The organism is Caulobacter sp. GW821-FHT10C03, assembly GCF_059415485.1.
Genome location: NZ_JBWKNI010000020.1, coordinates 1 through 12,317 on the forward strand (window position 1 = coordinate 1; position 12,317 = coordinate 12,317).

11 protein-coding genes are annotated in these 12,317 nt (G+C 69.3%); 6 read left to right on the plus strand and 5 right to left on the minus strand.

Features of this window, described 5'->3' with window-relative positions; translation table 11 throughout:
* Positions 1-76: 76 nt before the first annotated feature.
* The 3 genes from AC07NG_RS20870 to AC07NG_RS20880 are packed head-to-tail and all read right to left on the minus strand — an operon-like array spanning position 77 to position 1,487.
* The gene (locus AC07NG_RS20870) at positions 77-634 is read right to left on the minus strand and encodes a hypothetical protein (protein WP_494596093.1); all 558 of its coding nucleotides are present in this window, start codon (positions 632-634) and stop codon (positions 77-79) included.
* Positions 631-1,194 carry a hypothetical protein gene (locus AC07NG_RS20875; RefSeq protein ID WP_494596095.1) on the minus strand — a complete coding sequence of 188 codons (564 nt, stop codon included), beginning with the start codon at positions 1,192-1,194 and terminating at the stop codon, positions 631-633. Before AC07NG_RS20875 ends, AC07NG_RS20870 begins: the two co-directional genes overlap by 4 nt.
* Complete coding sequence (locus tag AC07NG_RS20880; RefSeq protein WP_492857309.1) at positions 1,194-1,487, minus strand: PadR family transcriptional regulator; 294 nt, start codon at positions 1,485-1,487, stop codon at positions 1,194-1,196. The genes AC07NG_RS20875 and AC07NG_RS20880 overlap by 1 nt, the downstream gene beginning before the upstream one ends.
* Before the next feature lie 143 nt (positions 1,488-1,630).
* Between AC07NG_RS20880 and AC07NG_RS20885 the strand changes: the two genes are divergently transcribed.
* Positions 1,631-2,599, plus strand: coding sequence for a magnesium and cobalt transport protein CorA (locus AC07NG_RS20885; protein ID WP_494596097.1), 969 nt, complete (start codon positions 1,631-1,633; stop codon positions 2,597-2,599).
* Positions 2,600-2,723: 124 nt separating this feature from the next.
* On the opposite strand, the gene AC07NG_RS20890 is transcribed toward AC07NG_RS20885, so the two are convergent.
* Complete coding sequence (locus AC07NG_RS20890) at positions 2,724-4,880, minus strand: TonB-dependent receptor domain-containing protein (protein ID WP_494596099.1); 2,157 nt, start codon at positions 4,878-4,880, stop codon at positions 2,724-2,726.
* A gap of 401 nt (positions 4,881-5,281) precedes the next feature.
* On the opposite strand from AC07NG_RS20890, the gene AC07NG_RS20895 reads away from it, so the two are divergent.
* From AC07NG_RS20895 to AC07NG_RS20910, 4 genes are all read left to right on the plus strand, one after another.
* The gene (locus tag AC07NG_RS20895) at positions 5,282-6,718 is read left to right on the plus strand and encodes a sugar porter family MFS transporter (RefSeq protein WP_494596101.1); all 1,437 of its coding nucleotides are present in this window, start codon (positions 5,282-5,284) and stop codon (positions 6,716-6,718) included.
* Positions 6,719-7,034: 316 nt separating this feature from the next.
* Complete coding sequence (locus AC07NG_RS20900) at positions 7,035-8,672, plus strand: family 43 glycosylhydrolase (RefSeq protein ID WP_494596102.1); 1,638 nt, start codon at positions 7,035-7,037, stop codon at positions 8,670-8,672.
* Between the two features lie 135 nt (positions 8,673-8,807).
* The gene (locus AC07NG_RS20905) at positions 8,808-9,677 is read left to right on the plus strand and encodes a rhamnogalacturonan acetylesterase (protein WP_494596103.1); all 870 of its coding nucleotides are present in this window, start codon (positions 8,808-8,810) and stop codon (positions 9,675-9,677) included.
* Positions 9,678-9,721: 44 nt separating this feature from the next.
* Entirely contained in the window at positions 9,722-10,333 is a 612-nt protein-coding gene (locus tag AC07NG_RS20910; RefSeq protein WP_494596105.1) for a hypothetical protein, read from the plus strand.
* A 31-nt stretch (positions 10,334-10,364) separates the two neighbouring features.
* Here AC07NG_RS20910 and AC07NG_RS20915 read toward each other — a convergent pair whose 3' ends face one another.
* Complete coding sequence (locus tag AC07NG_RS20915; RefSeq protein WP_110119296.1) at positions 10,365-10,961, minus strand: TetR/AcrR family transcriptional regulator; 597 nt, start codon at positions 10,959-10,961, stop codon at positions 10,365-10,367.
* 190 nt (positions 10,962-11,151) lie between these two features.
* Between AC07NG_RS20915 and AC07NG_RS20920 the strand changes: the two genes are divergently transcribed.
* Positions 11,152-12,306 carry an efflux RND transporter periplasmic adaptor subunit gene (locus tag AC07NG_RS20920; RefSeq protein ID WP_487292349.1) on the plus strand — a complete coding sequence of 385 codons (1,155 nt, stop codon included), beginning with the start codon at positions 11,152-11,154 and terminating at the stop codon, positions 12,304-12,306.
* Positions 12,307-12,317 lie beyond the last annotated feature (11 nt).

Sequence of the window (12,317 nt, forward strand, 5' to 3'; positions counted from 1 at the left end):
CCCCCCCCCCCCCCCCCCCGGCGCCGCACTTACCCCCTCCGCCCCTCTGGGCCACCTCCCCCAGAGGGGGAGGATCTCAGGCCGCCAGCCGCCGCCGGCGCAGACCCGCGCCCAACGTCGCCGCGACATAGCCCAGGCCCAGCACCGACAGCATCCCGGCCCATCGCAAAGCTGTGCCGGGATCCACCTGGTCCAGATGCCGGAAGCCGTCGATGCGCGCGAGTCCGACCAGGATCGGGCCGACGCCCAAGGCCAGGGCGCTGACCAGGCGGCGGTCGGGCCGCTGGAAGCCCAGCAGGCCGCACAGCGCCAACTGGACGACGGCGATGAGCTCCGTCTGCCGCCCGAACAGCACGTCGAACGACACCACGCCTGACGCCATGACCTGCCAGAGCAGCCAGTACATGGTCGTGCTGAGGAAATAGACGCTCCCGGCCAGCGCCGCCCCATAGGCCGCCTCGCCCGGCGCCCGCCAGCGCAGCGCCGTCGCCAGGCAGCCCAGGGCCCAGGACAGCCGCCCAGTCTCCAGCGCCGCGAACTCGGCTTGCATGGCCTGCGCCCACTCCTCATGCGCGGCGGGCGGATTGCGGGTCGCGAGCGCCATGATGGCGGCGGCCAGGTCACGGCCGGTCATCGCGCGATCCTCGCCATACGGCGTCGGCCCAAGGCCGAGCCCGCCAGGGCGCCGAGATAGGCCAGGCCCACCAAGATCGCCCAGCCGATCGGCACCTGCGGGCTCAGGGTGCGAAGCCCCGCCCCCGAAATCAGGAGCATGGCGTTGCCGATCAGGGAGGGTCCCATGCCCGTGACCACCGCCGTCGCCAGCCTGCGACCGGGCCAGTTCAGGGCGATGACGAAACCGGCCAGAAAGGGCGCGCCAACGATGAAGGGCATGATCGCCAAGGCCATCTGCGGCCTGGAGAGCAGCCCCGCCGCGACCAGACCGAACAGGACCAGGGGCACGGAGCCGACGAACACTACCCCCGCCGCCAGGGCGCCCGCGAAGGCCGCCTCCCCACTCGCCCGCCAGCGCGCGGCGGCGATCAGGCACCCGACCGCCCAGGACAGCCGGTCCCTGTCGAGCGCGGCGAACTCGGCCTGCATGGCCTGCGCCCAATCCTCCCGTCCCGCGGGCGGCTTGCGAAGCGCCCGATCCATGATCCAGGCGGCGAGGTCTCTATGGTTTCCAGTCATCAGGCTCCCCCAAGGGCCAAGGATGTGGACGGACGACGGGCCGCGGCCAGGGCCGAGCGGCCGGCGCCGGTGATGCGATAGGCGTGACGGGCCGGACGGCCGGGGCGCTCGGGCTCCAGCCAGCGGCTCTCCAGCAGGCCCCGGTCGGCCAGCCGGATCAGGATCGGATAGAGGCTGCCCGACTTCAGGCCCGTGGCGGCCGAGACCTCCAGGCCGTAGAGCCACTCGCGTCCGTGCAGGACCTCGAGCACGGCCAGGGACTGGGGCGAAAGCTTGCGGGGGGCGGCGGGCATGGACGTGCTCCGTTGCGACGCCGGCCAGAGCGTCGGCCGGGGTGTTAGCCAAAACTCTACATATGTTGCGAAGATCGTCAAGCGGCGCCCTTGCCCCGGCTCCGCGTTCACGCCATCTCGGCAGCAACAGTGCAGGAGCCCGCATGAGCGTCGTCGCCGCCTACGCCTATGTCGATGGAAAGCGCGTGCGCGAGCTCAGCCTCGACGACCCCGACGGCCTGACGCCGCGCAAGGGCGAGTTCGTCTGGATCGGGCTGGTTGAGCCCACGCAGGACGAACTGCGCATCCTGCAGGAACGCTTCGACCTGCACCCGCTGGCCGTCGAGGACGCCCTGCACGCCCGGCAGATGCCCAAGGTCGATCTCTATGGCGACCAGCTGTTCGTGGTCGCCAAGACCGCCCAGCTGGAGGCCGGCCGGGTCGTGTTTGGCGAGACCGAGATCTTCATCGGCGACCACCACCTGATCAGCGTGCGCCACGGCTCGGCCCGCGCCCACCTGGAGCTGCGCGCCCACCTGGAGGCCACGCCCGCCCTGCTGGCCAAGGGCGGCGACTACGTGCTGCACGCCATCCTCGACTTCATCGTCGACGGCTACCTGCCGGTTGTCGACGCGGTGGAAGAAGAGCTGGCGCAGATGGAGCACCGGGCGCTGGACGCCTTCCTCAGCCGATCCGAGATCACCCGCCTGTTCACCCTGCGGCGCGAGCTGACCAAGTTCCTGCGGCTGCTGGGCCCCATGGCCCAGGTCGCCGGCTATCTGGAGCACCACGACACGCCGTGCATCGACGCCGACGTGAAGCCCTATTTCCGCGACGTCCGCGACCACATCGCCCGCATCGACCTGCTGATCGGCAGCCTGGGCGACGTGCTCAATTCGGTGTTCGAGGTCAGTTCGCTGCTGGAGCAGCAGCGCCAGGGCGTGATCACCCGCCAGCTGGCCGCCTGGGCCGCCATCCTGGCGGTGCCGACGGCGGTGGCCGGGATCTACGGCATGAACTTCGAGCACATGCCCGAACTGAAGTGGGCGTTCGGCTATCCGGCGACGGTCGGCGTGATCGCCATCGTCTGCACCCTGCTCTACCGCCGCTTCAAGAAGGCGGGGTGGCTTTAGGGGGCGCTGCGAGAAGATGCTCCCCCTCTGGGGGAGCTGTCGGCGAAGCCGACTGAGGGGGCCAGCGCCGCGCTTACCCCCTCCGGCCCTCCGGGCCACCTCCCCAGAGGAGGAGGATCTATGGTTACCCCCCAACGGCCCCCGAGCCGAAGTCGAACTGTTCGGGCTTGGGCTTGCCGCCGCCGAAGGCCCAGGTGAAGCCGAAGAACGCCGCCCGCACGTTGGCGGTGCGCACGGTCACGTCCTTCAGGGTCGGGGTGTCGGTGACGACCTTGTCCTCGAAGCTGTCCAGCGCGTCCTGCACCGTCACGACCAGCGACAGCCGGTCGTTGACCTTCCGGCGGTAGCCCAGATTGACCATCTGGAACGGCTCGCGGTGGCCCTGCGGGGTCAGGCGCTTGCCCGAGCTGAAGGCGTTGATCTGGAAGAAGTCCTTGGGCGTGGCCTGCCAGTTGACGTTGGCGCGGCCCGACAGGGTGGTGGCCGACCGCGTGCCGGTGAAGCCCAGGTTCGACGCGTCGATCTCGTTCCAGAAGGCGTTGGCGCTGACGTTGTAGCTGATCTTCGGCGTCAGGCGGCCGTTGGCCACCAGCTCCAGCCCCCCGTTGCGGCTCTGGCTGAGGTTCTCGCGCGTGGTCAGCAGCACGCCATTGCCCAGGTCGCGGACCACGTCGGTCACCACGCCGTCGCTGGTGCGGTAATAGGCCGTGGCCAGGTAGTAGGCCGGACCCTTGCGGTACTGCCAACCCAGCTCGAACGAGTCGGTGACCTGCGGCTTCAGGAAGGGGTTGCCGGCCCGGTAGTTCTGCGGGTCCTGATAGACCGGATAGGGGTTCAGGTCCTGCACCTGCGGGCGTTGGACGCGGCGGCTGTAGCTGGCCTTGAAGCTGTTGTTCTCGTTGACCGTGTAGCCCAGGTGCAGGCTGGGATAGACCTTGAAGTAGTCGTTCGAAACCTTCTGGCCGCTGGTCACCTGGTTGGCGTCGAACTGCACCTGCTCGGCCCGCAGCCCGCCCTGGGCGGTGAAGTCGCCGAAGGCGTGCTCGTAGGTGACGTAGCCGGCGTAGACGTCCTGGTCGTACAGAAAGCGGTTGGTGCGCGCGGCGCTGACCGTCAGGGCGTTCCAGGACGGGCCGGTCTCGCCGTGATTGTCGTAGTCGTTCTTGGTCCACTCGAAATCGACGCCGGTCTTCAGCGTGCCGCCGCCGACGCCGGGCTGGGCGTAGTCGGTCTTGAAGTTGGTGCGCTTCTGCTTGGCCCCGAAGCCGAACCGCTCGTAGAGGTCGCTGGCGGCGGCGTAGTCGTTGACGGCGCTGGAGTCGCGCGAGAACTCGGTCTCCTCGTACTCCAGGTGGGCGGTCAGCAGGTGCTCGGCGCCCTTGAACTGGCGACGCCAGTCGGCGCTGACGCCGGCGTTGTCGCGCGTCATGGACGCGTCGGTCGAGCGCGCATAGTCGGAGGCCGTGCCGACATAGTCGTAGGTCTCCTCGCCCGTGGTGTCGAACTTCATGCGGCGATAGCGGACCTCGCCGCTCAGGCGGTCCTTGGGCGTGACGTCATAGTCGACGCCGCCGCGCAGATTGACCATGTCGCCCTTGTTCTCGAAGGCGCCGTCCTGGCTGCTGGCGCCGGCGGCGGTCTGGCGCTGGATCGACTGCCAGGCTTCCTGCTTCTCGTGGCGCAGGCCGACATCGCCCGACAGGGTCAGCTTGTCCTTCACGTAGTTGCCGCTGACGCCGCCGTTGTAGCGGCCGTCGGTGCTGGCGTTCAGGCGCACCGTGCCCGTGCCGCCGGACTTGCGGGTCTTCTTGGTGACCAGGTTGATGATCCCGGCCGTGCCGTCGGGGCGGAAGGCGGCCGAGGGGTTGGTCATCACCTCGACGCGGTCGATCTGGTCGGCGGGCATGGCCTGCAGGGCGTCGCCGCGACCGTCGCCGTTGAACATGCCCGAGGGCTTGCCATCGATCAGGATGGTGACGCTGCTGTCGCCGCGCAGGCTGACATTGCCCTGCACGTCGACCTCGACCGAGGGGATGTTGCGCAGGGCGTCGGCGATCGAGCCGGTGCGGGCGGAAAGGTCGTTGGCGACGCTGTAGCTGCGGCGGTCGATCGAGCTGCGCATGGCGGTGCTGTCGCCGGTGACCGTCACGCCCTCGACGGCGGCCGGGGCCGCGCCCTTCGGGGCGGCCGGCGCGGGAGCCGGGGCGGCGGTCTGGGCCAGGGCCAGGCACGGCGCCGCGATCATGGCGGTGGCGGAAAGCAGGATGGTCTTCAGGCGCAAGGCGCGCTCCCCCGAGGTCGTCGGTCGAGGCGCCGCGAGCGGACGTTCCGCGCTGGTCTCGACCTCCAGCCGTAAAGCGCGGCTTTGATCGCGGAGCAAATTTCTTTTCGGCAATGTTCTTGCGCGGCGGAGACGATACTTGCGATCACCTCGCAAATTCTTGCCCGAACGCGTTGCTGGCCGACGCCGGATGACAACGTTGCCATCGCCCCTTGCGAGGCGCGCCGGACCTGACACTATCCCCCGGCGACGAGGGCGGCGCCGGAAGCGGAATCCCGCAAAAACGGCCGCTTGCGCGCTGATACCGGTAACACTAAGGTCGCCGGCAACTAAGGTCCCTACGGGGGCGCGTTAGGGATCAAACATGGCTCCTAGAGGGAGCCAGTTCGGGGAGGACTCCAGTGGCATCAGTTTCCAGCGCCGGACCAAGCGCCGGCATGAGCGCCGACGGCGCGAAGGTGAACATGGCCTTCGTCGCCGCCATCGTGGCCGTGGCCACCATCGGCGGCTTCATGTTCGGCTACGACAGCGGCGTCATCAACGGCACCCAGGAAGGCCTCAACAGCGCCTTCAAGCTCACCGAGTTCGGCACCGGCCTGAACGTCGCCGCCATCCTGATCGGCTGCGCTTTTGGCGCTTTCGCGGCGGGCCGCCTGGCCGACGTCTGGGGCCGCCGCACGGTAATGATCATCTCGGCCCTGCTGTTCGTGATCAGCGCCCTGGGCACGGGCGCCGCCCACACCTCGACCGTCTTCGTCATCTTCCGCCTGATCGGCGGCCTGGGCGTCGGCGCGGCCAGCGTGCTGTGCCCGGTCTACATTTCGGAAGTCACCCCCGCCAACATCCGCGGCCGCCTGTCGTCGGTGCAGCAGATCATGATCATCACCGGCCTGACCGGCGCGTTCGTGGCCAACTACGTGCTGGCCCACACCGCCGGCAGCTCGACCGCCGAGTTCTGGCTGGGCCTGCCCGCCTGGCGCTGGATGTTCTGGATGCAGGTCATCCCGGCCGGCGTGTTCTTCCTGGCCCTGCTGACCATTCCGGAAAGCCCGCGCTTCCTGGTCGCCAAGGGCAAGGACGCCCAGGCCGAAGCCATCCTGTCGCGCCTGTTCGGGGCCGGCACGGGCGCGGCCAAGGTCGCCGAGATCCGCGCCTCGCTGAGCGCCGACCACAAGCCGAAGTTCTCCGACCTGCTCGACCCCACGACCCGCAAGATCCGTCCGATCCTGTGGGCCGGCCTGGTCCTGGCGATCTTCCAGCAGTTCGTCGGCATCAACATCGTCTTCTACTACGGCTCGGTGCTGTGGCAGTCGGTGGGCTTCACCGAGGACGACAGCCTGAAGATCAACATCCTGTCGGGCGCCCTGTCGATCGTGGCCTGCCTGGCCGCCATCGCCCTGATCGACCGCATCGGCCGCAAGCCGCTGCTGCTGATCGGCTCGGCCGGCATGGCCGTGACCCTGGGCGTGCTGACCTGGTGCTTCTCGACCGCCACCACGGTCAACGGCGCCCTGCACCTGGACGCCTCGGTCGGCCCGATCGCCCTGGTCGCCGCCAACCTCTACGTGATCTTCTTCAACCTCTCCTGGGGTCCGGTCATGTGGGTCATGCTCGGCGAGATGTTCCCCAACCAGATGCGCGGCTCGGCCCTGGCCGTCGCCGGCTTCGCCCAGTGGATCGCCAACTTCGCCATCTCGTTCAGCTTCCCGTCCATGGCGAAGCTCAGCCTGTCGGCGACCTACGGCTTCTACGCGGCCAGCGCCGTGGTCTCGTTCTTCCTCGTCCAGAAGCTCATCCACGAGACCCGTGGCAAGGAGCTGGAGGCGATGGAGGGTTGAGGCAAAAACCTCCCCCTGTGGGGGAGGCGACCGCGAAGCGGTCGGTGGGGGGATGAAGGCCAGCGCCCTCGGCGGCTGAAAACGTCCCCCCTCCGTCGCCTTCGGCGACACCTCCGCCACAGGGGGAGGCTTCTCGACAGACAAACGCCCGGGAGCCCTGCTCCCGGGCGTTTTCTTTTGCCCTCGCCAGTGACAGCGTTATCGTCGGAAAATGGGTTATGACACCGGTAGACAAAGCGACGTCACGCCGCTTAAGTGACCGGTAACAGGCCAGCGCGACGCAGGATGCGCGGCCCAGTCTTCGGGAAGGAAACACATGGCCGACCTCAGCCGCCGCGGAGCCCTGATGCTAACGGGGGGCTCCCTACTGACCGGAGCGGCGGCAGCCGCCGCCCTGCCCTCCGCGGCTTCGGCGCAAGGCGTCGGCGCCCTGCCCGCCAAGACCGCGACCGGCCCGACCTGGACCAAGGGGATCGAAGGCCAGCGCAAGGCCGACCTCGGCGACGGGACCTTCCTCAATCCCATCCTGGCCGGCGACCATCCCGACCCGTCGATCCTCAAGGACGGCGACGACTACTACATGACCCACTCGTCGTTCGACGCCTATCCGGGACTGCTGATCTGGCATTCCAAGGACCTGGTGAACTGGACGCCGGTGGCGCCGACCCTGAAGACCAACATCGGCTCGGTCTGGGCGCCGGAGCTGTGCAAGCACAAGGGCCGCTACTACCTCTACATCCCGGCCAAGTTCCCCAAGAACAACACCAGCTATGTGATCTGGGCCGACAGGATCGAAGGCCCGTGGTCCGAGCCGATCGACCTGAAGCTGCCCGGCTATATCGACCCCGGCCACGTGGTCGACGAGAACGGCGAGCGCTGGCTGTTCCTGTCCGGCGGCGACCGCATCAGGCTGGCGCCGGACGGCCTGTCGACCGTGGGCAAGCCCGAGCACGTCTACGATCCCTGGCGCTATCCGGACGACTGGGACGTCGAGGGCTTCTCGCCCGAGGGCCCCAAGGTGATGAAGCGCGGCGACTGGTTCTACATGATCACCGCCGTGGGCGGCACGGCCGGCCCGCCGACCGGCCACATGGTCATCGCCGCCCGCGCCAGGTCGTTGGCCGGCCCGTGGGAGAACCATCCGAGGAACCCGCTGGTCCGAACCGTCGACAACGCCGAGAAGTGGTGGTCGCGCGGCCACGCCACCCTGGTCGAAGGCCCCACGCCCGGCGACTGGTGGACGGTCTATCACGGCTACGAGAACGGCTACTGGACCCTGGGCCGGCAGACCCTGCTGGCGCCGGTCACCTGGACCAAGGACGGCTGGTTCGAGATCGGCGGCGGCGATCTCGCCAAGCCCATCAAGAAGCCCAAGGGCGGCAAGAGCGGCCCGCACGGCATGGCGCTGTCGGACGACTTCAGCGCCGACAAATACGGCGTGCAGTGGAACTTCTTCGATCCCAAGCCGGGCGAGCAGGACCGCATCAGCCGCGCGAACGGCGTGCTGACCCTGAAGGGCGCGGGCGAGGCCCCGTCGACGGGTTCGCCGCTGATCTTCGTCAACGGCGACCAGGCCTATGAGATCGAGTGCGAGATCGAGGTCGATCCGGAGACCCGGGCGGGGCTGATCCTGTTCTACGACCGCCAGCTCTATTGCGGCCTGGGGTTCGACACGAAGAACTTCGTCACCCACCAGTACGGCATCGAGCGCGGACGGCCCGCCAATCCGCACGGGAGCAAGATGCTCCTGCGCCTGCGCAACACCCGCCACATCGTCGCCTTCCACACCTCGGGCGACGGCGGGGCGACCTGGAAGCGGTTCGACCGCGGCATGGAGGTCAGCGGCTACCACCACAATGTGCGCGGCGGCTTCCTGATGCTGAAACCGGGGCTCTACGCCGCTGGCAAGGGCTCGGCGCGGTTCCGGAACTTCAAGTACCGGGCGCTGGCCTGACCGTAGATCCTCCCCCTCTGGGGGAGGTGGCCCAGAGGGCCGGAGGGGGCCAGCGCAGGCGCTAGACCCCCTCAGTCGCTCCGCGACAGCTCCCCCAGAGGGGGAGCATCTTCCCTCCCAGACCTCGGAGCTGACATGCGCCTGAAGTCCCTCCTCCTCGCCGCCGCCCTCATTGCAACTCCCCTTGCCGCCCACGCCCAGGAACCCGAGCCGCCCGTTTTCCGCGCGGTGAAGGTCGTGCTGGTCGGCGATTCCACCACCGCCGTGATCGGCGGCTGGGGGCCCAGCTTCTGCGGCCAGCACCTGACGTCGTTCGCCGCCTGCATCAACCTGGCGCGCGGCGGCCGCTCCAGCGGCAACTACCGCACCGAGGGGTCCTGGCGCGTGGCGCTGAAGGAGATCGGCTCGGGCGGCTTCACCGACACCTATGTGCTGATCCAGTTCGGCCACAACGACCAGCCGGGCAAGCCGGGCCGCTCGACCGATCTGGCCACCGAGTTCCCCGCCAACCTCAGGCGCTATGTCGAGGAGGTGCGCGCGGCCGGCGGCAAGCCGGTGCTGGTCACGCCGCTGACCCGTCGCCAGTTCAAGGACGGCAAGCTGATCGACGACCTGGGTCCCTGGGCCGAAGCGACCCGCAAGGTCGCCGCCGAGACCGGGACGCCGCTTGTGGACCTGCACGCCAAGTCCTACGCCGCCGTCCAGGCCATGGGCGCGGCGGAAGCCACGCGCTTCGCCCAGCAGCCGCCGCCCGCCGAAGTGCTGGCCGCCGCCCGCACCGGCACCACCATCAGCGCCCAGCCGGCGGCTCCCCCGGCGCCCGGCGCGGCCCCCGCCGCCGTCGCCCAGGCCCAGAACAACGCCGCCGCCGAGCCGATGGGTCAGGCCAAGCTGTCGTTCGACTACACCCACCTGGGCCGCGACGGCGCCGACTACTTCTCGAAGATCGTCACCGACGAACTGGCCGTCGCCGTGCCGGGCCTGCGGCGCTATCTGGTGCCGTAGCGACAGGGGCTGGCGCTTTCCAGTTACGCGCGTAATCTGCGTACATGATCCGCCCCAGCCTCGCCCTCGCCGCCCTGACGCTCGCCCTCGGCCTGGCCTCGCCGCCGCTGGCCGCCGAAAAGCCTTCGCCACGACAGGCCCAGGCCTGCGCGGCGGCCAGGACCTTGGTGGAGGACGTGTTCCGTCGGTCTACGCCGGGAAAGACGGCCTTCAGCAACGGCGCCGCCGACAGCGTCCGCCGCCTCGTCGCCGATCCGCAGCTGGATATCGCCGCCTATCCGCCTTCCCGTTGGCGTTCCGCGCAGGACGGCCCGGACGTCGTCACGCCGCCCGCCGCCGCGACCATCCGCGCCTTCAAGGCGGCGACGCCCGCCAACGCTCTCGACTGCGCGGCCGTGCGCGACGAGGCCGGGAAGCGCGGCGCCCGCCTGGACGCGACCGTCGAGGCCGTCGCCGGCCCCAAGCCGACGGGACCCTATACGCACCTGATCTACGGCCTGAGCCTGCCGGTGCTTTCGCCGGACGGAACGGAAGCCCTGGCCTATGCCGACGTCGCCGGCGCGCCGCTGGCGGGGTTCGGCGGCCTCGTCCTCATGCGGCGCGACCCCTACGGCGACTGGCGGATCGTCGGCAACCTGGGCCTGTGGATCTCCTAGAAGGTCTCGAAGGACGCAGGAAACGGGCCCCCTACCCCAGCAGGCAGGTCAGCACGGCCTTCATCGTCTGGGCGATGGCCGTGCGGTCCTGGTCGGGGTGGTTGACGCTGCGCATGACCAGGCCGTCGAACATCGCGCCGATCATCTCGGTGCGGGCGGCGAACTCCTCGTCGCTCCATTCGGGCTTGCGGCTGCGCTCCAGCATGCTGCGGGCCAGCAGGCGCTCCTGCTCGTCGGCGGCGCGGACGATGGCGGCGACCTTGGGATTGCGCGAGGCCTCGGCCATCACCTCCAGCACCAGCGGCGCGCGGCGCGGGTCGTAGCACTTGCCCACGGCGTCATCGATGTGCTCGAGCATGGCGTCGAGCAGCGTGCCCGGCCGGCTTTCCAGCTCGGCGAACTTCTCGCGCATCTCGGCCAGGTCCTGGGCGACGATCGCCGCGACCATGGCTTCCTTGTTCTCGAAGTAGCGGTAGATCTGGCCCACGCTGAGGCCGGCGGCCTTGGCGATCTCGGCCATGCTGGCGCCATGGAAGCCCGAGCGACGCACGATGTCGCAGGCCGCATCCAGAATCTGCTGCCGCCGCGCCTCGGGCGTCGGCTTGGCGCTTGAACTCACGTCGACCATCGAGGGTCTCGCTCTCCATTACATTTCCGTCAGGTCAACCGAGCCGGCCTGCCGGGGTGTTGACTTCGCCTTACCCCGGGCCTATGTCCAGCGCAATTGAGAATGAACGTTCATTCTCAAATTGTTCATCATAGGCGCGTCGTCAAGGGTCCCTCCCTCCTTGCGGCGCTCTGACGCTCCGGGGATATCCATGGCTATCAAACGTCCGCTCGCCGCTTCGGCGGTTCTTCTGGCGGCTGTCTCGCTCACCCTCGTCGCCTGCGGGCAAGGCAAGGGCGGAGCCGCGGGCGGCATGGGCGCGGGCGGTCCGACGCCCGTGGGCGTGGTGGTCGTGAAGACCGAGCCGGTGACCCTGACCAGCGAACTTCAGGGCCGCACCTCGGCCTATCTGGTCTCGGAAGTGCGTCCGCAGGTCGGCGGCATCGTGAAAGCCCGCCTGTTCCAGGAAGGCGGCTATGTCCGCGCCGGCCAGCCGCTCTACCAGATCGACCCGGCCACCTTCCAGGCGGCGGTCAACAGCGCCCAGGCGGGCCTGGCCCAGGCCCAGGCGACCTACACCGCCGCCAAGCTGAAGGCCGACCGCTACAAGGAGCTGGTCGCCGTCAACGCCGTCTCCAAGCAGGACAACGACGACGCCCAGGCCAGCGCCCAGCAGGCCGCCGCCAACGTCGCCGCCCAGAAGGCCGCCGTCGACAGCGCCCGCATCAACCTGGGCTGGACCCGCGTGGTCGCCCCGATCTCGGGCCGCATCGGCAAGAGCTCGGTGACCCCCGGCGCCCTGGTGACCGCCAGCCAGACCACGGCTCTGGCCACCATCCAGAACCTCGACAAGATCTATGTCGACCTGACCCAGTCGTCGGCCGAGCTGCTGCAATTGCAGCGCGACCTGGCCGGCGGCCAGATCGGCCGCTCGGGCTCGGCCCAGGTGACCCTGAAGCTGGAAGACGGCTCGACCTACCCGGTCGCCGGCCGCCTGGAGTTCGCCGACGTCACCGTCGACCAGACCACCGGCTCGTTCGGCCTGCGCGCCACCTTCGACAACCCGAACGGCACCCTGCTGCCGGGCATGTACGTGCGCGCCACCCTGGGCAAGGGCGTGGCCTCCAACGGCGTGCTGATCCCGCAGGCCGGCGTCAGCCGCGACCCGAAGGGCGCCGCCACCGTGACCGTCGTCAACGCCAAGGGCGCGGCCGAGACCCGTCCGATCACCGTCGGCCAGACGGTCGGCGACAAGTGGCTGGTCACCTCCGGCCTGAAGGTCGGCGACCAGGTCATCGTCGAAGGCCTGCAGAAGGTCCGTCCCGGCGCGCCCGTGAAGGCCGCCGTCATCACCGCTCAACGCTAAGGCCGGACCGT

Coding starts and splice junctions, on each gene's coding strand:
- AC07NG_RS20870 (WP_494596093.1), bottom strand. CDS start 634: ATGACCGGCCGTGACCTGGCCGCCGCCATCATGGCGCTCGCGACCCGC.
- AC07NG_RS20875 (WP_494596095.1), bottom strand. CDS start 1,194: ATGACTGGAAACCATAGAGACCTCGCCGCCTGGATCATGGATCGGGCG.
- AC07NG_RS20880 (WP_492857309.1), bottom strand. CDS start 1,487: ATGCCCGCCGCCCCCCGCAAGCTTTCGCCCCAGTCCCTGGCCGTGCTC.
- AC07NG_RS20885 (WP_494596097.1), top strand. CDS start 1,631: ATGAGCGTCGTCGCCGCCTACGCCTATGTCGATGGAAAGCGCGTGCGC.
- AC07NG_RS20900 (WP_494596102.1), top strand. CDS start 7,035: ATGGCCGACCTCAGCCGCCGCGGAGCCCTGATGCTAACGGGGGGCTCC.
- AC07NG_RS20905 (WP_494596103.1), top strand. CDS start 8,808: ATGCGCCTGAAGTCCCTCCTCCTCGCCGCCGCCCTCATTGCAACTCCC.
- AC07NG_RS20910 (WP_494596105.1), top strand. CDS start 9,722: ATGATCCGCCCCAGCCTCGCCCTCGCCGCCCTGACGCTCGCCCTCGGC.
- AC07NG_RS20915 (WP_110119296.1), bottom strand. CDS start 10,961: ATGGTCGACGTGAGTTCAAGCGCCAAGCCGACGCCCGAGGCGCGGCGG.
- AC07NG_RS20920 (WP_487292349.1), top strand. CDS start 11,152: ATGGCTATCAAACGTCCGCTCGCCGCTTCGGCGGTTCTTCTGGCGGCT.